Origin of the sequence: Nocardiopsis ganjiahuensis DSM 45031 (assembly GCF_000341085.1) — a bacterium.
In the GTDB taxonomy this organism is placed as follows: Bacteria; Actinomycetota; Actinomycetes; order Streptosporangiales; family Streptosporangiaceae; genus Nocardiopsis; species Nocardiopsis ganjiahuensis.
In genome coordinates, this window is sequence record NZ_ANBA01000011.1 from 85638 (window position 1) to 108124 (window position 22487).

The following is a 22487-nucleotide window of genomic DNA, read 5'->3' on the forward strand; positions in this document are numbered from 1 at the left end:
CGTCGAAATGCACCGAACCGGATTCTATGATCTGGCTCATGTCCAACGCGTTGCACGCACATGTCGAGAACCAAGACGGCCCCCCTGCCGTTCGCGTCGTGGTGGTCCCGGACTCCTTCAAGGGGAGTGCCTCCGCCGTGGAGGTCGCCGAGGCGATGGCCCGCGGCGCCCGGGAGGCGTACACCGAACGGGGCGTCCCCGCCTCCGTCCACACCCTGCCCTTCGCCGACGGCGGCGAGGGCACCCTGGACGCCCTGCTCGGCGCATGGGGAACCGAGCCGCTCACGGTGGAGACCACCGACGCCCTCGGGCGCCCGACCCGGGCCCGCTTCGGCCTCTCCCCCGACGGCACCACCGGTGTCATCGAGGCCGCGGAGGCCAACGGACTGCCCGGCGTCGCCGACGTCCCCCTCCAGGCGCGCACCGCGAGCAGCCGCGGGGTCGGCCCCCTGGTGACCGCGCTCCTCGACACGGGCGTGGAGGAGATCCTCCTGTGCATCGGGGGTTCGGCCTCCACCGACGGCGGAACCGGAATGCTGAGCGCGCTCGGTGCGCGGTTCCTCGCCGCCGACGGCTCCGAACTCCCTGACGGGGGCGGCCGCCTCGGCGATCTCGCCTCCCTCGACCTGGACCGCCTGGACCCGCGCGCCCGCTCCGTCCGCTGGCGGGTGGCGTGCGACGTCACCAACCCGCTGGTCGGCCCCGAGGGCGCCGCCGCCGTCTTCGGCCCCCAGAAGGGCGCCGGCGCCGAGGACGTGCGCGTCCTGGACGAGGGCCTGGGCCGACTGGCCGACGTCCTGGCCGAGGCCACCGGCAGCGACCTGCGGGACGTACCCGGCATGGGCGCCGCCGGAGGCATGCCCGTGACCCTGACCTCCCTCCTCGGAGCCGAGGTGCTCCCCGGATCGCAGATGGTCGCCGACGTCCTGGGGGCCGGGGAACTGCTCTCGCGGGCCGACCTCGTCCTCACCGGCGAGGGCCGCTTCGACAGCCAGTCCCTCGGCGGGAAGGTCGTCGACGCGGTCCGCCGCCTCACCCCGCCGGACGTGCCCGTCGTGGTGATCGCCGGCAGCGTGTCGATCAGTACCGGCGAACTCCTGCGCTCCGGGATCACGGCGGCGTTCTCGATCGCCCAGGGCCCCCGGACCCTGGACCAGATGCGGGACGAGGCCGTCTCCGCCATCACCCGGACAGCGTTCAACTGCTGTCGTCTCCTCGCCCACCACCCAGGACCACCGGACACGGCTCCGGACACCGCTAAGGACCACTCCCGTGATTGATCTCCTCATCCTCCTCTTCCTCGTGGCGGGCATCGTGCTCGTCACCGCGAGGTGGAAGGTCAGCCCCTTCCTGGCGCTGATGGGCGCCGCCGTGCTCGGCGCGTTCCTGTACCGGATCCCGTTGGCCGAGATCGTCCCGACCGTGACGACGGCGTTCGGCAGCACGCTCGGCAACATCGGTCTGGTCATCCTCTTCGGCACCATGATCGGTGTGATCCTGGAGCGCTCCGGCGCCGCGATCGCGATGGCCGAGGGCCTGATCAAGCTCATCGGCACCCGGTTCCCGAACCTGACGATGACGCTCATCGGCTACATCGTCTCCATCCCGGTGTTCTGCGACTCCGCGTACGTCATCCTCAACTCGCTGCGCAAGGCGATCACCCTGCGCACCGGAGTGTCCGCGCTGGCCACCTCCATCGCGCTGATGACCGGCCTCTACGCCACGCACACGCTGGTCCCCCCGACCCCGGGCCCGCTGGCCGCCGCCGAGAACATCGGCATCACCGACAGCCTCGGCATGATCATCGCCCTCGGCGTCCCGGTGGCCGCCGTGGCCGCGCTCGCCGGCCTGGCCTACGCGAGCACGTTCTCCCGCAAGGAGTTCACCCCGCTGCCCGCCGACAGCGAGTCGGACCTCTCCGAGCAGTCCTACGACGATCTGCGGCAGAGCTACGGCACGCTGCCCAACGGCTTCCTCGCCTTCTTCCCGATCCTGCTCCCGCTGGTGCTCATCTGCGTCGGCTCGATCGTGAAGCTGCCCGCGCAGCCGATCGGTGACGGCGCCGCGTTCGACGCCCTCTCCTTCCTGGGCACGCCGGTCATCGCGCTCGCCCTCGGCCTGCTCGCCGCGGTGGCGCTGCTGCGCGGCCACGGCAAGCTCGCCCGGTTCAACGATCAGATCAACGACTCCGTGCGCATCGCCGCGCCGATCCTGCTCATCACCGGTGCCGGTGCCGCCTTCGGCGCCGTGCTCGCCGCCTCCCCGCTGACCGGGTTCCTGTCGGACAACCTCAGCGGTCTGGGCATCGGCCTCGCGGTCCCGTTCCTGATCTCCGCGGCGCTCAAGACCGCTCAGGGTTCGTCGACGGTGGCGATGGTGAGCACGTCCGCGATGCTCGCGCCCATGCTGGGCTCGCTGGGCCTGGCCTCCCCGGAGGGCATGGTCCTCAGCGTGCTGGCCGTCGGCGCCGGCGCGATGGTCGTCTCGCACGCCAACGACTCCTACTTCTGGGTCGTCTCGCAGCTGAGCCGCATCCCGGTCGCGACCGCCTACCGGACCCTCACCGTGGCCACCGCCGTCGAGGGCACCGCGGCCTTCGCCACGGTCTGGGCCATCAGCCTGTTCCTGTTGTAGGCACGGCTGTTGCAACTCCGCAAGCGGGGCTGACCGAGTGCAGGCGGTCAGGCCGTGCGAAGAGGGTCCGGAGCAACGTTCCGAGGCCACCGAACCACAGAGCCGGCCGCCCCGGGTTTCCCGGGGCGGCCGGCCCTGTGCGGTTTCGGTGCAGTGGAGGTCAGGCCCGGAGGGCGGCCTGGCGGGTCCGGTTGAGGCAGCTGCCGATCTCCCAGGCGGAGACGGCGATCACCGCGGCGGCGAGCGGGAGGGTGGGCACCGACCAGTCGGCGGGCAGGTCGAACACCGCGCCGAACCGCTCGGGGAGGTCGGCGGTGATCAGCTGGTCCTGGACCAGCAGCCACACGGCCACCGTGGCCCACGAGGCGTTGGCGAGCACACTGACCACCGCGAGTGCCGGGGTCCAGTGGCCGACCCGCCAGACCAGGACGGCCACGACGATCTCGACCGCGAGCAGGCCGACGAGGAGCACCGTCCAGGGCAGGGCGAGGTCGGGGTCGAGGACCTGGACCTGGGTGGCGGGGTCCGAGACCCCGGTGAACTGCCAGGACAGGAGGGCGATCACGACGCCCATGAGCAGCACGTGGACGACGGTCGACGGCAGGCTGACCTGGCGCCACGGGGTCTCCTCGGGCAGCTGCCCGGTGTCCCAGGCGACCAGCGGCTCACCCTGCCGGTCGGCGGGGCGCGTCCGTTCGACGAACGCGTAGGCGAGGGTCACCCAGAAGCCGACGTGCACCGTGACGCCGATGGCGGCGGCGACCGACTGCAGCGCGATGTCGCCGAAACCGTCGGGTCCGGACACGAACTGCTCCGCGAACAGCAGGACGAGGACGAGCGGGACCAGGATCGCCAGGAGGGCCCTCAGCAGCCGGACGTAGCCGGGGTACAGGCCCGGTCCGACGAGGTAGCGGGGCTTCTCCCCGTACTGGGCGGCGAGGACGTCGGGGTCGCCGAGTTCGGTGAGCGCCTCCTTCTCGGCCCGGTCCGGGTCGGTCCCGGCCTCGACCTTGGCCTCGACCGCGTCCAGGACGGTTCCGCGCAGTTCCCGCGCCACGTCCGGGCCGGTGTCCGGCCCCAGGTGGCGGGTAACGCTCCAGACGTAGCGGTCGGTCAGCGTGGATCCGGTTCTCTGGTCACTCATCGGGTCTCCCCTTGTTCGAGGGAGCGGACCGCGCCGTCCAGCGCGTGCCATTCCCGGGTCAGTTGTTCGTGTAGTGCTTCGCCGTCCGGGCTGACCTTGTAGAACTTGCGCGGCCGCGCCTCCGCCGTGTCCCACTCGCTGGTCAGCAGTCCCTGCTTCTCCAGGCGCCGCAGGAGCGGGTAGAGGGTGTTGCCGTCGACCGAGAACCCGGCCTCATCCAGGTACTCGAGAAGCGCGTATCCGTAATAGGGCCGCTTCAGAGTGGCGAGACAGGCCAGGACGACCGTCCCCCGCCTCAGTTCCTGGATGTGCCCGGCCAGGAGCTCGTTTTCCTTCATACTTCACACGATAGTGTGCCTCACACACCACAGTCAATCGCACATCAATGTGGAGGCGACAAAAAGAACCCCCGGCGCAGGCCAGGGGTCCGACAGGGGTTTCGACGGGATCAGGGCTTGGGGAGCGCGCCCTCGAAGAAGGCCCGGGGCGTGTCCACGAGCATCGTGTGGACCTGCTCCTCGGTCACCCCTCGCTCCTGGACGTAGGGGAGCACCTCCTCGCCCAGGTGGAGGTAGTTCCACTGGGGCAGGAAGGCCATGACGTTCGGGTCGATCCAGTCGTTGAAGCAGGCGGCGTCCTGGGAGAGCACCATCCGCTCGGCGTAGCCGCGCCGGCACATCTCGACGAGGGTGTCCGCGCGGGCCTCGAAGGTGGTGTCGAAGTTCAGACCGAACCGGTCCATGCCCAGGACGAAACCCGCGTCGGCGAGCTCCGAGAGGTGGTCGGTGTCGGTGGTGTCGCCGCTGTGGCCCAGGACGATGCGGGCCGGGTCCACACCCTCCTGGTCGCACATCACCTGCTTGACCAGCAGTCCCGTCCCCGAACCCGGGTGGGTGTGCACGGTGATCGGGACCCCGGTCTCGTGGTGGGCCCGGGCCACCGCGCGCATCACGCGTTCGACGCCCGACCGCAGGCCCTCCTCGTCGATCGCGCACTTGAGCATCCCCGCCCGCACCCCGGTTCCGGCGATGCCCTCGGTGATGTCGGCGACGAACATGTCGACCATGGGGTCGGGGACCTCCGTGCCGAGCGCCTCGTTCAGGGCCGGGCCCCGGTACCGGAAGTAGCGGGGGACGCTGTCGTAGGTGTAGATCCCGGTCGCCGCCACGATGTTGAGCTCGGGCACCTGCTCCGCGATCCGCCGGATGCGCGGCAGGTACCGGCCGAGCCCGATCACGGTGGGGTCGACGACCGTCCGGACCCCCTGGCCGGCCAGCGCCCGCAGCCGGGTGACGGCGTCCGCGACGCGCTCGTCCTCGTCACCCCACTCCTGGGGGAAGTCCTGCTGGATGTCCGGGGTGAGGATGAAGACGTGTTCGTGCATGTAGGTCCGGCCGAGGTCGGCGGCGCCGACCTCACCAAGGACGGTGCTGACTGTGGTCATCCGGGCAGCTCCTCACCTCGCCCGCCCTCCCCGTGCGGAAAGCGCGCGCACCTGACTGGGCAGGCGGAAACTACCACAGGTGTGACCTGGAGCACTCGCCCGGGGATCAGTGGACGGCGGGCTCCGGCGGAGTGAGTCCGACGCCGTCCAGCCCCACGGGGGCCGGACACCGCCCTTGAAGGGGTCCGGCGGGTCGCCTATAATTCTGAACAGTGTTCAAAGATGCAACGGGGGACCGCACATGCAGGCGTCACGACTGTTGGCACCCGACTTCGCCAGGGGCGGCATGCTCCTGCTGATCCTGCTGTCCAACTCGGCCTTCTTCCTGTACGCCGGGGCCTACACGCTCTCGGGCGACTACCCGGACCCGGCCTCGGCGGCGGACAGTGTCACGCAGTTCCTGATGCTCGCCCTGCTCGACGTGCGGATCTACCCGCTGTTCGCCTTCCTCGTCGGCTACGGGATGGTTCAGACCCTCACCCGCCGGACGGCCTCCGGGGCCGACCGGGACGAGGCCGCCAGGACCGTCCAGAGCCGCAACCGGTGGCTGTTCGCCTTCGGGTTCGTGCACGCCCTCCTGCTGCTGGGCACCGAGGTCCTGGCCGCCTACGGGATCATCGGCCTCGTGCTGTGCGCCCTGTTCCTGCGCGGGAGCGACCGACGGCTGCGCGGGGGCATCCTCACCGGGATCGGCCTGCTCACCGCGGTGTTCGCGGTGGCCGCGGTGGTGCTGGCTGCGATCGTCCTGGTCGACCCGGCCGGCGGAGCCGCCGGGGCCGCAGCCGCGGAGGAGGGAAACCGCTCCCAGCTCAGCGGTGCCGCCGAGGACAACTACCTCGTGTCCGTGCTGTACCGCCTGGGCACCTGGTTCGTGCTGCTGTTCATCAACGGCTTCGGCGTGGTGCTGCCCACCGCGATCCTGATCGGCATGTGGGCGGCCCGGAACCGGATCCTGGAAGAGCCCGAGCGGCACCGCACGCTCATCCGGCGCGTGGCGGTCTTCGGTACCGCACTGGGCCTGGCCGGAGCGCTCCCCGGGGCGCTGAAGCACGTGGGGGCGTTCGACCCCGCGTCCTTCCACGGGCTCTCCGACCTGGCGACGACCATGACCGCCTGGACCTCCGGACTCGCGGGCGGCCTGGGGTACGTGGCGCTGTTCGTGCTCGCCGCCGGACTCCTCACCCGTCAGGGGCGCCCGCCCGTGGTGGTGGCCTCGGTGGCCGCGCTGGGCAAGCGGTCGCTGAGCGGCTACCTCACCCACTCGATCGTGATGGTCCCGGTGCTCTCCGCCTGGGGCTTGGGTCTGGGCGCCCACCTGACCAGCTTCACCATGGCCCTGTTCGCCCTCGGGCTCTGGCTGGCCACCGTGGTGGTCGCCGCCCTCATGGAGCGGTGGGAGGTGCGCGGCCCCTTCGAGGTGCTGCTGCGCCGTCTCAGCACCAGGAAACCGGACCGCGAGCCCACTGCCTCCTAGGCCGCCCGTCCCTCGGGCCGGGCATTAGATTGGGCACATGCCGACGACACCCGATTCCGGCCCCGGCGGCCCTTCCCGCCGAAGGGCCTCCGGAGGGCGCCGCAGGCCGGGGCCCCGGCGGCGGCTCTCCCTCGAGCTGATCGTCGACACCGCCATCGAACTGGTCGAGGCGCGGGGGCTGAGCGCCCTGTCCATGCGCAGCCTCGCGGAACGGCTGGGGACCGCCCCCGGCACCCTGTACACCTATGTCGCCAACCGCAGCGCGCTGGAGGCCCTGATCCTGGATGCCGTGGTCGCCCGGGACGGCCTCCCCCACGAGCTGCCCGGCACCTGGTTGGAGAAGCTGGAGACCTGGGCTCGAAAGGACTGGGTGACCTTCCGGGAGAAACCGTGGGTGATGGAGCTGCGCCGGGCCAACCCGGACTTCGGCCCGGCCTCGGTCATCTGGCTGGACTCGGCGCTGCGGGTCTTCGACGGCACAGAGTTACCCGCACAGGTGAAGCTCGACATGATCGACGCCCTGGACGCCTACGTGCTCGGTGCCGCCACCGTCGACGTGCAGTCGAACGGCCGCGCACCGGGCCCCTCCCCCGAGCTGTCCGGCAAGCTGGACGAGGCCCAGCTGAAGGTCCCGACGCTCTTCCAGGCACTCAGCACCGGGGCGACGCCCTTCAGCGCGAGCGGGTTCGAGTTCGGCCTGCACTGCCTGCTCGCCGGTTTCCGGGCGATCGCCGAGGAAACGCGGGACGCTCCCCCGCAGGCCCCCTGAGCCCCGGAGCCTACTCCGAGGCGTCCGCGTAGAGTTCCGCGACCTCGCCCACGGCGTTCCAGGCGTCGTCGGCGGATCTGCCCTCGGCGGCCAGGTCCAGGGCGTCGAGCATCACGTGCCAGCCGGTGGCGAAGTCCGCGGCGGGCCCGGGGAGGAGCTCGCTGTGCACGAGCGTGAGCCGAGTCCCCTCGGGTGCGGCCTCCACCGTCCAGCGGACCACCGAGTCGGGGACGCCCTCCCAGCACCAGCTGTGCACGAGGACCCCCTGTGTTCCCGAGCCCTCCGCCTCCCCCGGCGGGACGGCCTCGCCGACCACGCCGGTGGCGGTTCCCTCGTCGCCGAAGTCGAAGCTGACCGCGCCGCCGACCCGCGGGTCGATCGCGCAGCCGGGGAGCCAGAGCGCCAGCCTCCCGGGTTCGGTGATCCACGCCCACACGCGCTCCGGGGTGTGGGCGAGGACGCGTTCGAAGCGGATCCGGAACGCACCGTCCGGACCGGTGCCGAGCGTGCCGCGCCGGAGCGCCTGAGTCGGGTTCGGGGTCGTCATGACTCTCCTTCGTCCATCGCCTGTTCCAGGGCGTCGAGCGCCGTGTTCCACCGACCGCGCTGGGCTTCGAGCCAGTCGCCCACCTCGTCCAGCGCGGACGCGTCGACCGAGTAGAACCGCTGCCGCCCCTGGCGGCGTACCCGCAGCACCCCGGCCTCGACGAGCACCCCCAGGTGCTGCGACACCGCCGGGCGGCTGATGTCGAACCCGGCCGCGATCTCGCCGGCCGAGCGCTCGCCCGCCGCCAGGACCTCGACCACGCGCCGACGGTTCGGCTCTCCGATCGCCTCCATGACATCCACACCAGATATGTAAGCAGTGACTTACGCATTTGGTCAAGGGATGGCCCGAAGGGGTTCCCCGGCCCCGCCCTCACCCGGGTCAGGCCTTCGGAGCGGCCTCTTCCTCCCCCAGGAGCGAACGCACGCCCGCGGCCATACGGGTGCCGTCCGGAGCGCTGTCGGGGTCGACCAGGAACAGGGCCATCGTGCCCGGCAGCATCGTGAGCAGCAGCGCGCCGAGCCCGTTCTCCTGCTCCGGGGTGACCTCCCCGTCCGGAACGTCGAGCACCAGGGCGGCAAGGCTCCGCCGGGCCACCGAGTGCCACTCCGCCAGCTGCGCACGGAGTTCGGGGCGGCCACCCATCTGCGCCAGGGCCTCGAAGTTGGCGGCCACCATGGTGTGCACCTCGGGATAGGACCGGACGAGCTGGTTCATCGCCTCCTCGAACCGGCCCATCGGATCGGTCCGCACCAGCGCCAGGGACCCCAGCAGGCGGGTCGACCAGTCGTGGACGGCCTCGACCATCGCCCGGGTGAGCAGGGCCTCCTTGGAGCCGTAGTGGTAGCCGATCGACGCCAGGTTGGTCCCGGACACGGCCACGATGTCCCGGGCGGTGGTCCGGGCGTACCCCTTGGTGTACAGGCACTGCTTGGCGCCTTCGAGCAGCTGTTCCTTGTGTCCCATGCGTTGATTCTAGCCCCGATTTATACAAGCGTCTTGTACAAACGTCATATACATACGTATGATCACAGCATGGAGATCAAGCGGCTGAACAAGGGCGAGGAAGGGCGCGCCATCGCCGTCCTCGCCGAGGCGATGTATGACGACCCCGTGCTGAGCTGGCTGTTCCCCGACCCCGAGGGCCGGACCCGCGCGATGCCGTACGCCATGGGGCACTTCACCTCCAGGGCCATGGCCACCGACCGGGTGCTCATGGACGGGGCCGATCAGGCCGCCTCCCTGTGGTTCCTCCAGGGAGGCGGCGCTCCCCCGGCCACCTCGGACGAGGACCCGGTCGGAGGCGGGGCGGCCCCCGAGGCGTTCGTGCCGTACATGGAGCGGCTCGACCTCCTGGGCCGGATCGTCACCGAACGCCGGCCGGCCGAACCCCACCTGTACCTGTCGGTGATCGGCACCCTCCCCGAAGCCCGCGGCCGGGGTCTCGGCGGGGCCCTCCTCGGCCACCGCCTGTCCGACAACGAGCTGCCCGCCTACCTGGAGGCCAGCTCGCCCCGAAGCCGGGAGCTCTACCTGCGCCACGGCTTCGAGCCCCACGGGGACCCGATCCGGCTCCCGGACGGCCCGACCGTGTACCCGATGCGGCGCCCCGCGCCCTGACCCGCCCCACCGAACCGGCCCCTGCCCCGAGCCCGACCCCACCCCGAACCACCCATCAGGGAGAGACCATGCGGGCCTACACCCACGCCACCGTCATCGACGCCACCGGAACCCCTCCGCTTCCCGACCACACCGTGCTGGTCGAGAACGGTGTGATCACCGCCGTCGGGCCCACCGCCACGACCTCCGTCCCCGAGTCCGCCGAGGTCGTCGACCTCACCGGCCGGTACCTGATCCCCGGTCTCACCGACGCGCACACCCACAGCAACGGCGACGAGCGGATCGCTCCCGCCCTCCACGTCCTCAACGGCGTCACCGCCGTCCGGGAGATGTGGGGCTCCGACGAGCAGCGGGGGTTCCGTGACCGCATGGACGCGGGCACGTCGCTCGGGCCGCGCTGGACCATCGCCGGGAACCTGATCGACGGGGCTCCGTCGCTGTGGGACGACGCCCCCGGACCCCAGGCGCCGACCGTCGTCGCCAACCCGAGGGAGGCGCGCAGGGCGGTCAACCAGTCCAAGGACGAGGGGGCCGACTTCGTCAAGATCTACTCCAGGCTCGACGCGGACTCCTACCACGCGATCCTCGACGAGGCCCGGCGGCTCGACATCCCGGTGGCCGGCCACCGCTCCGACCACGTGCCCCTCCTCGAGCAGATCGAGTCGGGACAGCGCTCCTTCGAGCACGTCCACGGCCTGTGGCCCGCGCTCTCGCGGGACGCCGAGGCGATGGAGGCGGCGATGGATCGGATCCGCCTCCAGCCGGACACCTATTACTCCAGCTGGTTCCAGCAGGTCAACGAGGTGGAGTGGGAGGCAGCCAACACCTACGGCCCGGCCGAGTCGGCCTCCGTCTTCGAGCGGATGGTCGCCAACGAGGTCGCCTACTGCCCCACCCTCTTCATGCACAAGAACCTGGACCTGCCCGAGCGGGTCCGGTTGACCGACCCCCGCATGCGCTACATGACGCCGGACACGGCTCAGATCTGGTCGTACGTGCTGGACAGCATGTACCTCAAGGGCCGCAGCGCCGACGAGGCGGCCAAGCGCCGCGTGCTGTTCGAGCTGCGCCGGGCGGTCGTCTCCGCGATGGACGAGGCCGGGGTCCGCATCCTCGCCGGGACCGACACGCAGACCGTGGGCGTCATTCCGGGTTTCGCACTGCACGAGGAGCTGGAGCAGATGGTCGAGGCGGGCCTGACACCTCTGCGCGCGCTCCAGACCGCCACCCTCGAACCCGCACGATTCCTCGGCCGCGAGGCCTGGTCGGGCACCGTGGAACCGGGCAGGGTCGCCGACCTGCTCGTCCTGGACGCGGATCCGCTGGCGGACATTCGCAACACCACCCGGATCCACTCGGTGGTGACGCGCGGCCGCCACATCGGCCCCGAGGAGCGCACGGCTCTGCTGGCCGAGGTCGAGAAGGCCGCCTCAGGAGCCTGACCCGACCGTGCCCAGGTGAAAAGAAGCTGTGTCCCGTGGGGCTGCTGTGACAGATTGGGCCCATGCCTGACTACCGCCGTGACCTGCTCCGTGACCAGTACGACCTGACCTGGGCACTCTTCGAGTACCACCTGGAGCGCCTGCAGCCCGAGGACTTCCTCTGGGAGCCCGCCGAACTCTGCTGGACGCTGCGACGCGGCCCGGGCGGGGTGTGGACCCCGGACTGGGCCGACAGCGAACCCGACCCCGTGCCGGTGCCCACGATCGCCTGGCTGACCTGGCACATCGGCTGGTGGTGGACGGTGACCCTCGACCACACCCTGGGGCGCACCCCGCAGGAGCGCGCCGAGATCCGGTGGCCGGGCGAGGAACTGACCGTGGACTGGCTCCGCGGGCTCAACACGGAGTGGCTCGTGGCGCTGTCCGAGGCGGACCTGGACGAACCCGCCTCCTTCCCCTGGCAGGGGGCGGACGGGAAGACCAACGCGCACACCGCCGCGTGGGTCAACAGCGAACTGATGAAGAACGTCGCCGAGATCGGCCAGCTCCGCATGCTACGCGCGGCGAGGAAGGCCTGAGGGCGGTCACGTCCCGGGCGCGTTCGCGCACACCGGTGTGCGTGGGAACCGCTGATGCGCCAGTACACCCACGAGCACACCGAGCGGTGGAGCGGGAAGGCCGCCGGGGCCGACGCGCTCGGCAGCACCGCCGACGCCCTGCGCCCCCTGTGTCAGGGCCGGTCCCGGTCCCCGGCGGCCGCCGGGGACCTCTCCGGGGCCGCCGCGCCGCCTTCCGGGCTCCAGTCCTCAGCGGGTCTCCGGCCCTCACCGGGATCCTCTTCCCCGCCGGGTTCCCCGTCCTGGGTGGCGTCCAGGCGGGTGTGGCGCAGCAGCCACAGCACCGCCACCCCCACGGGGGCCAGCAGGAGGGCACCGAAGCCGTACCCGGTCTGGATCGCGGTGGTGAAGGAGCCGAAGGCGGCGTCCAGCAGCTGTCCCGCCTGGTCGGCCGGGAGGTGTTCGGCCACACCCACGGCCCCGCCGACGCTCTCCCCGGCCTCCTCCAGCGCGGGTCCGGGGATGCCCTCGAGCCCGGCCCCGTGGAGGCCGCGCCGGTAGACGACCGCGGCCATGCTGCCCAGGAAGGCCATGCTGAGCGCGCCGCCGAAGCCGCCCGCCACGTCGGACATCGCCGCCGCGGATCCGGCCTTGCGGACCGGGGCGCTGACCACGATGAGGTTGACGCCGAGGGTGAAGAGCGGGCCGAGCGCGGCCGCCATGACCGTGGCCGCCGTGATCAGGGCGGGGGCGCCGGCCTGGCCCGCCATGAGGGCGAGCGCACCGCCGGCGGCGGAGGCCACGAGCAGACCGCCGCCCATGGCAACGGAGGGCCGCATCCAGCGGGTCAGCAGGGGCGCCGCCATCCCGCTGACGATGGAGGCGAGCGCCGGGACCACCATCAGGGCGCCGGTCTCGGCGGGTGAGAGGCCGAGTGCGGTCTGGAAGTACTGGACCAGCAGCATGTCCGCGCCGCCGTAGGCCAGGAGCATCATCAGCATGGCGCCGAGGGACACGGCGAAGGCGGGTACGGCGAACAGCCGCATGTCCATGAGGGGTTCGGGCAGGCGCAGCTGTCTGCGGACGAACAGCGCCCCGAGCACCAGCCCGACCGCGACCGGCAGCAGGTAGGGCCAGACCGGGCCGTCGGACCCGGAGGAACTGCGGTCGGCGATCTCCTGGAGCCCGAAGATCACGCCGATGATCGCCGCCATGGACAGCAGGACGCTGAGCACGTCCACACTCCCCTCGGCCTTCTCCCGGTGGCCGGGCAGGAGCGGCGCGCTGAGCAGCAGGAGCACGGCGACCGGGACGTTGATCAGGAAGACGGCCCCCCACGGGAAGTATTCGAGGAGGATCCCGCCCAGAGGCGGTCCCAGGGCCATTCCGCCGGAGAAGGCGCTCATGACCACCGCTACGGCCACGGAGAACTGGCGGGCGTCGGCGAAGAGCACGCGGAGCATCCCGAGGATGCTCGGTGTCATGGTGGCCGCGGCCGTGCCCATGAGGGCCCGCATGGCGATCAGGACCTCGGGGGTGGGCGCGAAGGCCGCTCCCAGGGAGGCGAGCCCGTAGACGGCCACCCCGGCCATGAGCAGGCGGCGGCGCCCCGTCCTGGCGCCCAGCCAGCCCATCGTGAGGACCAGGCTGACCGCGAGGAACTCCCCCGCGTGCAGGAACCACAACAGCTGGGTGCTGCCCGGTGACAGGTCGGCGGCGATCGCCGGCAGGGCTATGAACAGTACTGACATGTCCGTTGCCGCCATCAGCAGCGGCAGCGTCATGACGGCGAGGGCCAGCCACTCCCGCCAGGTCGCGCGTTGGGGGGCCTCGGTGCTCACGGTGTCCTCCAGGGTCGGTGTCGTACGCCCAACGCTAGAACCTCAACCAATGTTGAGATCAATCCGGAAGGCCTCCCTCTTCTGCAATTCTATTTTGCTATGGAAATCACTTGCCAATATGGAAAGTAGTTGCCACTCTGAAGATACACCCCCGACGGAAGGCACCGCATGCACCACCACGCACCGGCCCTGGAAGCCGCGGGGCTGGTCAAGCGCTACGGCGCCGTGACCGCCCTCGCCGGGATCGACCTGACCGCCGCCCGCGGCGAGGTCCTCGGCCTCCTCGGACCCAACGGCGCGGGCAAGACCACCGTCGTCGAGATCCTCACCGGGATGCGCGCCCCCACCGCGGGCACCGCCCGCGTCCTCGGCCTGGACCCGGTCCGGCAGCGCGCCGAGGTCCGCACGCGTGTCGCCGTCCAGCCCCAGCACGCCGCCCTGTTCGAGCGCCAGACCGTCACCGAGACCCTGCGCCTGTGGGCCTCCCTCCACACCGACCCCGCCGACCCCGAGGAGGTGATCGGGCGCATGGGGCTGACCGGCTCGCGTGACGTGCGTGTGAACCGGCTCTCCGGCGGCCAGCGCCAACGACTCCTGGTCGGCACCGCGCTGGTCTCCCGCCCCCTGCTGCTGGTCCTCGACGAACCCTCCACCGGCATGGACCCCAACGCCCGACAGGATCTGTGGGCCGCGGTCCGGGGGCACCGCGACAGGGGCGGGACCGTACTGCTGTCCACCCACTCCATGGAGGAGGCCGCCGCGCTGTGCGACCGGGTCGCGCTCCTGGACCGGGGCCGTGTCGCCGCCCTGGGCACCCCCGCCGAGCTGGTCTCCCGTTACGCGCCCGGACATGCGGACCGAGGGGTGGGGTTCGGACTGGAACAGGTCTTCCGCGACCTCACCGGCCGCACCCTCGCCGACGCCGACGCCGAGGCCCCGGAGGAGGTCCGATGAGCGACCGCACCGCCGCGACCCCTGAGACCGCCCGCCGCGCCCCGCGCTCGGCCACCCGCGAGCTCCTGGGCCTGCACACCCGCGAGTTCGTCCGCGACCACCGCAACTCCCTGCCCGCCCTGATCCTGCCCCTCGGCATGGGCGCGCTGTTCCTGTCCGTCGCCGAAGCCGTTCCCGACACCGACGGTGCGCCGACCTTCGGGCAGATGATCGTCCCGATCCTGCTCCTCCTGACCGTGACCGGCGCACCGCTGACCGGGACCTCGGGCCCTCTGGCCGCCCTGCGCGTCCAGGGCTCGCTGCGCCTGCTGGGCACCACCCCCGTGGGCCGGGCCCGCCTGCTGCTGACCCACATGCCGGTACGCCTCGGCCTGGTCCTGGCCCAGCTGACCGTGCTGATCACGGCGAGCACACTCCTGGGCCACGTCGTCCCCGCCGACCTCCCGGCCCTGTTCGGGACCTCCCTGCTGGGCCTGCTGATGTTCGGCGCCGCCGGCTACCTGATCGGCGGGGTGATGCGCGGGATCGACTCCGCCGTCCACACGGCCCTGTTCGTGCAGATGGCCTCGTTCCTGCTGTGCTTCATGTTCCTGCCCATGGGGATGCTCCCGGACAGCCTGCAGAGCGTCGTCGGCCACCTGCCGCCCGGTTTCCTCGCCGACCTGTTCCTCTCCCCGAACCCGGGGTGGGAGCGGCTCCACCCGACCTGGCTCTCGGTACTGGTCGTCCTGGGCACCGCGGTCGTCCTCACCGCCCTGGCCGTCCGCTTCTTCCGCTGGGACCAGAGCGGTCGGGGATGACGCGCACAACCACACAAGGCCTGCCCTGTAGGGCCTGTGTGTAATATCGTCCCTTCCATGAAGCCCCCCGCACAAGATGCCCCGGACCACAGCGCCCCCTCCCCGGACCTGGTCGGCGCCCTCTCCGCACACCTCGGCCGCCAGCTCACACCACGCGAGTTCTCACTGCCCGGCGGGGGCCGTGTCGCCGTGGACGGAGCCGACGGCGACCCGCCCGAGGTGATCGTCCAGTGCACCCGGGTCCGGGGACAGCTCAAGTCCAGCCACCGCAACAAGATCATCGCGGACGCCTTCAAGCTCATGTGGCTTCGTGACAGCGCCTTCCCCCGAGCCCGGGCACTCCTCGCGGTGAGCCCCGAGTGCTCGCGCCTCTTCAGCCCCGACGCCTGGCTCACGATCGCCCTACGGCACTCGCGGATCACCGTGGTCGTGCCCACTGAAGGAGGCATCACCACCCCGATACCTCTCCGTGACCATTCGTTCACCGGGGGGTAATGCACCGCTCCTAGCTTTAACGCGTCAACGACCCCGCGGGCCGCCGACCGCTTCACCGCTTCCGCCCGCTCTCCAACGACGTCCTGGCCGCTCCCTGCCCAGGACGACTACACGGAGGGTGCCCGGTGAAACGCCGTACCCCGCATGAGAACGCTCCGATTCCGGTCGCGTACCCGACGTGACCGACGATCACATCGAGATACGGGGCCTCACCAAACGCTACGAGGGCGGCGACCCCGGTCGGCCCGCCCTGTACGACGTCGACCTCGACATACGCCACCGCCACTTCGTCAGCCTCATCGGCCCCAGCGGTTGCGGAAAGTCCACCCTCCTGCGAGTGATCGCCGGACTCGAGAGCCACGACGGCGGACGGGTCTCCCTCTTCGGGCAGACCCCGCTGCAGATGTGCCGGAGGAAGGCCGTCGGGCTGGTCCCCCAGACACCGGCCCTGCTGCCGTGGCTCACCGTGCGCCAGAACGTGGCGCTGCCCTCGAAGGTCAACCGGCGGGCACGGCGGCAGGGGGACTCCCCCGACGAACTCCTGCGCGCGGTCGGCCTCGACGACGCCGCCCACCGCTACCCCCACGAGCTGTCGGGGGGCATGCGGCAGCGCGTGGCGATCGCCCGGGCCTTCGGACTCCGCCCGGACGTGCTCCTCATGGACGAGCCGTTCTCCGCTCTCGACGAGTTCACCCGTGAGGCGCTCCAGCTCCAGCTCCTCGCCCTGTGGCAGAGCAGGGCGACCACGGTCGTGTTCGTGACGCACTCCGTACACGAGGCGGTCACGCTGTCCGACCGGGTCGTGGTGATGTCCGCCCGCCCCGGCCGGGTGCACGAGGTCGTGCCCGTCGACCTGCCCCGGCCCCGGGACCGGGAGGCCGTGACCGGGTTCCGGACGAACGGCCTGGAACAGCGCGTGCGCGCCTCCCTCCAGGGCGCCTGGGAGAGCGGCGCCGCGCCCGACGACCTCGTCCGCCGGTGAGGGAACGGTGAAGGAGAGAACGGACGTGGCCGACCACGCACTCCGGCACGCCCCCGGCACGCCCGCTGGGACCGCCCCCGGCCCCGTTCCCGGCCCCGTGTCCAGGAGCACGCCCGGCACCCGGCGGCGTTCTCCGCTCCACCCGGTCGTCTGGCTGCCCACCACCGTGCTCCTGGTGGTCCTCGGGTTCGCCTGGTCGGCAGTGGCCGAGGAGCACCCCTACATCCTGCCCACGCTGTCCGAGGTCGGCGGAACCCTCGTCAGCGACCCCCTGCTCTTCCTGGGAAACGCCTGGGCCACCCTCCGGATCGCCCTCGTCGGTGCGGTCTTCGGCGCCGGAACCGCCTTCGTCCTCGCACTCCTGATGTCGGAGATCCCGGTGGTCCGGCGCGCGCTCATGCCCCTGGCCGTGGTCCTCAACGTGACCCCGGTCGTGGCCATCACCCCGGCCCTGGTGGTGGCGTTCGGGTTCGGCATGACCCCGAAGGTCGTGGTCACCGCGATCATCACCTTCTTCCCGGTGCTGATCAACGTGACCACGGGCCTGCGCTCGGTCCCCGTCCCCGTCCTCCACGTCTTCAGGACCCTGCACGCGTCCCGCCTGGAGGTGCTGTTCCGCCTGCGGATCCCCAGCAGCCTCCCGTACACGCTCGCCGCCCTCCGGGTGGTGCTTCCCCTGTCCGTCGTGGGTGCCGTGGTCGCGGAGTTCGTCGCCGCCGGGTCCTCCGGCGGTCTCGGGACGATGATCCGCAACTCCGCCGCCACCGCCCGCCTGGACTACGTCTACGCCGCCATCACCTGTCTGGCCGCGATGGGCGTCCTGATGCTCGCGCTGGTCACAGCGGTCGAACGCCGACTGCTGTTCTGGCACGACTCCCAGCAACAACCCGCCACATGAACGGAACACCCATGCCCGCCCCCACCCCCCGGCGCCCCCTCGATCTCCGACTGGCCGCCGCCCTCCTCGCCGCAGGTCTGTTCGCCACGGCCTGCGGCCCCGACGCGAGCGACGACGCGCCCCAGGCCGCCCCGGTCATCGACCAGGAGCGCTGCGACACGAACGCCGCGGCCGGGACCGTCACCTACATCACCGGCTACCACTACCAGGCCTCCGTCACCCAGTTGGAGGTCATCGCCGCGGACGCCCTCGGCCTCTTCGACGCCCTCTGCCTGGACGTGGAGATCCAGCCGGGCAACGGAGACGTCATGGGCAACGCCCAGCTGGTCTCGGCGGGCACCGCCCACTTCACCCCCACCAGCAACGAGGCGGAGATCCTCCAGGCCAATGCCCGGGATCACGAGATCATCGGCATCGCCACCTACGGCCACGTCCCCATCTCCTCGCTGCTCACCGGGACCGACATCGAGGACCTCACCGAGCTGGAGGGACAGACGCTCGGCCACCAGAGCATGATCCCGGCCCCGCTGGAGGCCATGCTGGTCGCCGCGGGCGTCGACGTCGACGCCATCGACCAGGTCGAGGCGGGCTACGACCCCAGCGTCCTGCCCCGGGACCAGATCCAGGCCCTGACGGGGTTCCGCTCCAACGAGCCCCACCAGCTCGACGCCATGGACGAGGACTACACCGAGTGGCTCCCCGAGGACTTCGGGGTCGTCGGTTCGTTCGGCGTGATGGCCACCAACCCGGAGTGGGCCGAGGAGAACCCCACTGTCACCGAGGACTTCCTGCGCGCCGTCGCCCAGGCCTTCGACCACTGCTCCGAGAACGGCGAGGAGTGCGTCCAGTACGCAGCCGACCTGGACGAGGCCGGGTACGACACCGAACACAACCTCAAGGTGTGGAACACCGAACGGGAGCTCGTGGGCGCCTCCACCCCGGACGACCAGCCCAACGGCTACATCGACCTCGCGCTGACCGAGCAGGAGGGCGAGACGCTCCTGGACAACGGCGCCCTGGACGAGCTCCCCGACCTGGAACCGCTCTTCGACCCGCGCTACCTGGAGTCGGTCCACGTCGCGACCGAGGTGGTCTGGCCCGGCCAGGAGTGACCGCACGGACAGAACCGCACAGGGACGACAGAGGAGTCCACCTTGGCAGCACCAGAGAGAGCCCCGTCGGCCGCGACCGAGTACGGGATCTTCCTCCCCATCGGCAGCGGCGGCTGGATCGTGTCCGAGACGGCCCCGCACCCGGAGGCCACCTACGAGTACAACCGTGAGGCCGCCGTCCTCGCCGAGGCCCACGGTTTCGACTTCGTCATGTCCATGGGCAAGTGGCGCGGCTACGGCGGCGCCACCGGACACTGGGAACACACCCTGGAGTCCATGACGATGATGGCCGGGCTCGCCGAGGCCACCGAACGCGTCAGGGTGTGGGCGACGGTCCACGCCAACCTGTTCCACCCCGCCCTGGCCGCCAAGATGTTCACCACGCTCCAGGAGATCAGCGGCGGGCGCGCCGGGATGAACATCGTCGTCGGCGCCTACGCGCAGGAGTTCTCGCAGATGGGGCTCTGGCGGGAGGACCTGGACCACGCCGACCGCTACCGGTACACCGAGGAGTGGGCCACCGCGCTGCGCCGTCTGTGGACCGAGGACTCGGTGACGATGGACGGCGAGTTCCTGCGGCTGGACGACTGCCGCTCGCTGCCGCACCCGGACCCGCTCCCCACCCTGATCGGCGCGGGACGCTCCCCCGCCGGCCTCGGATTCCAGGCCCGCCACTGCGACGGGTCCTTCCTCACCGCGCCGGACCTGCCGGGGCTGCGTGAGGCGAGTCGGCGCGTGAAGGAGGGCGCGGAGCGGAAGGGCCGGAGCATCCGCACCTACTCGATGCTCACCGTGGTGATGGACGAGACCGACGCGGCGGCCGAGGCCCGCAGGGCCGAGTACGGCCGGGGCGCCGACGTGGAGGCCATCGTCAACATGAAGCGGTCCTGGGGGCTGCCCCTGGAGAAGGCGCTGTCACTGACCGCCGAGTGCCCGGAGGACGAGGCGTTCCAGACGCCCTTCGTCACGGGCTCCCCCGCGACGGTGGCCGGGCGGGTGCGGGAACTGGTCGAGGAGGCGGAGCTGGACGGGCTGATGCTGATCTTCCCGGACTACCACGCCGATCTCCGCGCGTTCGGCGAGCGGGTGATGCCCCTGCTCCGCCCCGAGGAGGCGCTCCGGTGACCGGCCGCCTCACCGACGTGTCCGGGCGCTCCCTGCCCCTCCCCGCTCCTCGGGAGGAGGCCGCGCTCCTGGTCGTCGACGTCCAGCGGGACTTCGCGGACACCGGACGGCTGCCCTGGCTGGCCGACAGCGATCGGGCCCGGGTCACAGCGGCGGTGGGGCGCACGGCGGAGCTGGTCCGGAGCGCGCGCTCCGCCGGGGTCCGGGTGGTCTGGGCCGCCCTGGAGCAGGATCCCGACCAGCCGTGGGCGTCCTCGCTCTGGCTGCGCGGCCTCACCCAGGTGCCGCGGGAGGACCGCCTGGCACGGGAGCCGTGCGTGGCGGGCACCTCCGGCGCGGAGTGGTTCGGGGTGGCCCCCGCCCCGGGTGAGGAGGTCGTCGTCAAGCGGCGCTACTCGGCCTTCCACGGCACCGACCTGGCCGAGCTCCTGCGCGGACACGGAGTGACCTGGCTGACCGTGTGCGGGCTGACCACCGACTGCTGCGTGGACGCGACCGTCCGGGACGGCTTCCAGCTGGGTCTGCGAACCGTGGTCGCGGCGGACGCCACCGCCGCCTACGAAGAGGGCCAGCACGCCCACACGCTCAGGGTCCTGTCCCGGATCGCGGCGGTGGTCGCCACGGCGGAGGAGGTCGCGGCGGCCTGGGGCTGAGACGGCCCGGGGGGTGGGGCGGCCCGGGGTTGAGTCCCCGCCCTGCCGGGTAGTCCCACCTGTGTCCGTACAGGTCCAGACGGTTTCGCGCCCCGGAAGCAGGGGTGCGCGGTACTCGGGGGGACAGACGATGGGTGTCAAACGCGGCCGCGACGGGCTCCGGAAGATCCTGGACGGGGTGGATTTCCCCGAGACCCGGGATGCGGTGGTGGCCGCGGCCCTGGACGCGGGCGCCGACGAGGAGATCATGAGCGCCCTGCGGGCCATTCCGGACGCGGAGTACTACGAGGCCAAGGAGATCCTGGGCGCGGTCCCGCTGCCCGACCGCGAACCGGGTTCGCACACGGAGACGGCGCGGTCCCAGGAGCGCGAACAGCGCTAGAGACCGCGCCGGCGTCCGGCTCGAGCAGGTGGATCAGGCGGGTGTCCTCGCGCGCAGCGGGGCGCCCGCCTTGTGCATGTGGGTCATCGCCTCCACGTGCGAGCGGATGAAGCCCGTCTCGTGGTAGGACACCCCGATCTCCGCGCAGTAGTCGCGCACGATCGGCTGGGCCTTGGCCAGGTGGGGGCTGGGCATGTTCGGGAAGAGGTGGTGCTCGATCTGGTAGTTGAGCCCGCCGAGCGCGAGGTCGGTGAAAGCGCCGCCCTGGACGTTACGCGAGGTCAGTACCTGTTTGCGGAGGAAGTCGAGCTTCTCGCCCTTCTTGAGGATGGGCATGCCCTTGTGGTTGGGCGCGAAGATGCAGCCCAGGTAGACCCCGAACAGCCCCTGCTGGACCGCGATGAACACGACCGCCTGGAGGGGGTCGAGGACGACGAAGACCGCTCCGAGGTAGAGCACGAAGTGGGCGGCCAGCAGCGCGCCCTCCAGGACCCGCTGCTTGGTGGAGGGCTTGAACAGCGCCCGCACACTTCCGACGTGCAGGTTCAGCCCTTCCAGCAGGAGGAGCGGGTAGAAGAGGAAGGCCTGGTACTTGCCGAGGAAGGCCGGGATGCCCCGGGCCGCCTCGGCCTGGTCCTTCGACCACACGAACAGGTCCGGATGGACGTCCGGGTCGTGCTCCTCGTGGTTGGGGTTGGCGTGGTGGCGGGTGTGCTTGTCCTGCCACCAGCCGTAGCCCAGGCCGATGCCGAGGTTGCCGACGATCCGGCCGAAGGCCTCGCTGATGCGGCGGCCACTGAAGATCTGCAGGTGCGCGAGTTCGTGGGAGACCAGCCCCACCTGGCCGAAGACGGCGGCCATGGCGACGGCGGTGACGATCTGCCACCACGAGTTCCCGATGAGGAAGAACGCCGCCCACGTCCCGACGAAGGCGAGGGCGATGAGGCTCAGACGCACCGCGAAGTAGACGGGTGTGCGTTCCATGAGGCCCGCGTCCTGGACGCGTCGGGACAGTCGAGCGAAGTCGCTGCCCCTGACCCTGGTGGCTCCCGCCCCGGGCTCCCGGGCCTCGGTGGTGTTGTTGGGCATGGCTGCTGCCCCTCCCCGATGTTGGTGGCACCCCCGGCTCTGGTGGCACCTATACCTCCACGCTAGGTCGGGGCGGACTCAAGGGCCAGGGCGTTCGCACGCCGTGAAATAGGGGTGCCTGCACCCGTGTCTATCCGGACCTCTTGCTTTGCTACCCGCTGGTCACCCGAGTAGGGAATCGCACGGGGCGACCGAGGCCCGTTCGGTGTCTTGGCCTTGCCTTCCCCCTGGCCCAGGGAGAGCTGCTGCGCCCCCGATCCGAAGGTGCCCCGTGACACCCCAGCGGAAACCCTGCTCCCCCATGACCCCGAGCACCTGGGCGGACTGACCGGGCCCCTGCGCTTCCTGATGACCGAGGCGCTGGCCAAGGAGCCGCGGGACCGGCCCTCCTCCGTCGACGTTCTGCACCGCCTGCTGGGGCACACACCCGGGTCGAGGGCTGCCCCCGCCCGGATACCCGGCGAATCCGGGACCGCGGCGGAGCCGGGCTCGCGAACGCCCCGCCGACGGCGAGTCCGGTCGCCG

General features: G+C 71.3%; 24 protein-coding genes. 16 read left to right on the forward strand and 8 right to left on the reverse strand.

Annotated features, from left to right (window positions below; all coding sequences use genetic code 11):
- Nucleotides 1–26: 26 nt before the first annotated feature.
- Both D458_RS0115575 and D458_RS0115580 read left to right on the forward strand, forming a co-directional pair.
- Nucleotides 27–1280: a glycerate kinase gene (locus D458_RS0115575; protein WP_017587678.1), complete on the forward strand. Its 1254-nt coding sequence runs from the start codon at nt 27–29 to the stop codon at nt 1278–1280.
- A complete protein-coding gene (locus D458_RS0115580; RefSeq protein ID WP_017587679.1) occupies nt 1273–2634 on the forward strand; it encodes a GntP family permease in 1362 nt (453 codons plus the stop codon). Before D458_RS0115575 ends, D458_RS0115580 begins: the two co-directional genes overlap by 8 nt.
- A gap of 160 nt (nt 2635–2794) precedes the next feature.
- Here the strand turns inward: D458_RS0115580 and D458_RS0115585 are convergent, their stop codons facing one another.
- The 3 genes from D458_RS0115585 to D458_RS0115595 form a co-directional block, all read right to left on the reverse strand.
- Nucleotides 2795–3778, reverse strand: a complete 984-nt coding sequence (locus tag D458_RS0115585) for a permease prefix domain 1-containing protein (protein WP_017587680.1) — start codon at nt 3776–3778, stop codon at nt 2795–2797.
- On the reverse strand, nt 3775–4116 hold the full coding sequence (locus D458_RS0115590) for a PadR family transcriptional regulator (protein ID WP_017587681.1): 342 nt from the start codon (nt 4114–4116) through the stop codon (nt 3775–3777). The genes D458_RS0115585 and D458_RS0115590 overlap by 4 nt, the downstream gene beginning before the upstream one ends.
- A 110-nt stretch (nt 4117–4226) precedes the next feature.
- Nucleotides 4227–5222 carry a phosphotriesterase family protein gene (locus tag D458_RS0115595; RefSeq protein ID WP_017587682.1) on the reverse strand — a complete coding sequence of 332 codons (996 nt, stop codon included), beginning with the start codon at nt 5220–5222 and terminating at the stop codon, nt 4227–4229.
- 241 nt (nt 5223–5463) lie between these two features.
- Between D458_RS0115595 and D458_RS0115600 the strand changes: the two genes are divergently transcribed.
- Complete coding sequence (locus D458_RS0115600) at nt 5464–6696, forward strand: DUF418 domain-containing protein (protein ID WP_017587683.1); 1233 nt, start codon at nt 5464–5466, stop codon at nt 6694–6696.
- Between the two features lie 37 nt (nt 6697–6733).
- Complete coding sequence (locus D458_RS0115605) at nt 6734–7465, forward strand: TetR/AcrR family transcriptional regulator (RefSeq protein ID WP_017587684.1); 732 nt, start codon at nt 6734–6736, stop codon at nt 7463–7465.
- Nucleotides 7466–7475: 10 nt separating this feature from the next.
- Here the strand turns inward: D458_RS0115605 and D458_RS0115610 are convergent, their stop codons facing one another.
- The 3 genes from D458_RS0115610 to D458_RS0115620 all read right to left on the reverse strand — a co-directional run bounded on the left by D458_RS0115610 (nt 7476) and on the right by D458_RS0115620 (nt 8978).
- Nucleotides 7476–8012 carry an SRPBCC domain-containing protein gene (locus tag D458_RS0115610; RefSeq protein WP_017587685.1) on the reverse strand — a complete coding sequence of 179 codons (537 nt, stop codon included), beginning with the start codon at nt 8010–8012 and terminating at the stop codon, nt 7476–7478.
- Nucleotides 8009–8305 (reverse strand): ArsR/SmtB family transcription factor, encoded by a 297-nt coding sequence (locus tag D458_RS0115615; protein ID WP_017587686.1) that lies wholly within the window; start codon nt 8303–8305, stop codon nt 8009–8011. The genes D458_RS0115610 and D458_RS0115615 overlap by 4 nt, the downstream gene beginning before the upstream one ends.
- A gap of 88 nt (nt 8306–8393) precedes the next feature.
- Nucleotides 8394–8978, reverse strand: a complete 585-nt coding sequence (locus D458_RS0115620; protein ID WP_017587687.1) for a TetR/AcrR family transcriptional regulator — start codon at nt 8976–8978, stop codon at nt 8394–8396.
- Between the two features lie 69 nt (nt 8979–9047).
- Between D458_RS0115620 and D458_RS0115625 the strand changes: the two genes are divergently transcribed.
- From D458_RS0115625 to D458_RS0115635, 3 genes are all read left to right on the forward strand, one after another.
- The gene (locus tag D458_RS0115625; RefSeq protein ID WP_017587688.1) at nt 9048–9632 is read left to right on the forward strand and encodes a GNAT family N-acetyltransferase; all 585 of its coding nucleotides are present in this window, start codon (nt 9048–9050) and stop codon (nt 9630–9632) included.
- 68 nt (nt 9633–9700) lie between these two features.
- Entirely contained in the window at nt 9701–11074 is a 1374-nt protein-coding gene (locus D458_RS0115630; RefSeq protein ID WP_017587689.1) for an amidohydrolase family protein, read from the forward strand.
- Between the two features lie 62 nt (nt 11075–11136).
- Entirely contained in the window at nt 11137–11652 is a 516-nt protein-coding gene (locus tag D458_RS0115635) for a DinB family protein (RefSeq protein WP_017587690.1), read from the forward strand.
- A gap of 152 nt (nt 11653–11804) precedes the next feature.
- Here D458_RS0115635 and D458_RS0115640 read toward each other — a convergent pair whose 3' ends face one another.
- The gene (locus D458_RS0115640) at nt 11805–13472 is read right to left on the reverse strand and encodes an MFS transporter (RefSeq protein ID WP_017587691.1); all 1668 of its coding nucleotides are present in this window, start codon (nt 13470–13472) and stop codon (nt 11805–11807) included.
- A gap of 168 nt (nt 13473–13640) precedes the next feature.
- On the opposite strand from D458_RS0115640, the gene D458_RS0115645 reads away from it, so the two are divergent.
- From D458_RS0115645 to D458_RS0115685, 9 genes are all read left to right on the forward strand, one after another.
- A complete protein-coding gene (locus D458_RS0115645) occupies nt 13641–14426 on the forward strand; it encodes an ABC transporter ATP-binding protein (RefSeq protein WP_017587692.1) in 786 nt (261 codons plus the stop codon).
- Nucleotides 14423–15226: an ABC transporter permease gene (locus D458_RS0115650; RefSeq protein WP_017587693.1), complete on the forward strand. Its 804-nt coding sequence runs from the start codon at nt 14423–14425 to the stop codon at nt 15224–15226. The genes D458_RS0115645 and D458_RS0115650 overlap by 4 nt, the downstream gene beginning before the upstream one ends.
- Before the next feature lie 57 nt (nt 15227–15283).
- On the forward strand, nt 15284–15721 hold the full coding sequence (locus D458_RS0115655) for a hypothetical protein (RefSeq protein ID WP_017587694.1): 438 nt from the start codon (nt 15284–15286) through the stop codon (nt 15719–15721).
- Between the two features lie 178 nt (nt 15722–15899).
- Nucleotides 15900–16703, forward strand: coding sequence for an ABC transporter ATP-binding protein (locus D458_RS0115660; RefSeq protein ID WP_017587695.1), 804 nt, complete (start codon nt 15900–15902; stop codon nt 16701–16703).
- Between the two features lie 97 nt (nt 16704–16800).
- Nucleotides 16801–17601 carry an ABC transporter permease subunit gene (locus D458_RS0115665; RefSeq protein WP_051049705.1) on the forward strand — a complete coding sequence of 267 codons (801 nt, stop codon included), beginning with the start codon at nt 16801–16803 and terminating at the stop codon, nt 17599–17601.
- Nucleotides 17602–17612: 11 nt separating this feature from the next.
- A complete protein-coding gene (locus tag D458_RS0115670; protein ID WP_017587697.1) occupies nt 17613–18713 on the forward strand; it encodes an ABC transporter substrate-binding protein in 1101 nt (366 codons plus the stop codon).
- A 42-nt stretch (nt 18714–18755) separates the two neighbouring features.
- Nucleotides 18756–19838: an LLM class flavin-dependent oxidoreductase gene (locus D458_RS0115675; RefSeq protein ID WP_017587698.1), complete on the forward strand. Its 1083-nt coding sequence runs from the start codon at nt 18756–18758 to the stop codon at nt 19836–19838.
- On the forward strand, nt 19835–20491 hold the full coding sequence (locus D458_RS0115680; protein ID WP_017587699.1) for a cysteine hydrolase family protein: 657 nt from the start codon (nt 19835–19837) through the stop codon (nt 20489–20491). Before D458_RS0115675 ends, D458_RS0115680 begins: the two co-directional genes overlap by 4 nt.
- Before the next feature lie 130 nt (nt 20492–20621).
- Nucleotides 20622–20873 (forward strand): DUF2795 domain-containing protein, encoded by a 252-nt coding sequence (locus D458_RS0115685; RefSeq protein WP_017587700.1) that lies wholly within the window; start codon nt 20622–20624, stop codon nt 20871–20873.
- A gap of 33 nt (nt 20874–20906) precedes the next feature.
- Here D458_RS0115685 and D458_RS0115690 read toward each other — a convergent pair whose 3' ends face one another.
- A complete protein-coding gene (locus tag D458_RS0115690) occupies nt 20907–21962 on the reverse strand; it encodes a fatty acid desaturase family protein (protein ID WP_017587701.1) in 1056 nt (351 codons plus the stop codon).
- Nucleotides 21963–22487 lie beyond the last annotated feature (525 nt).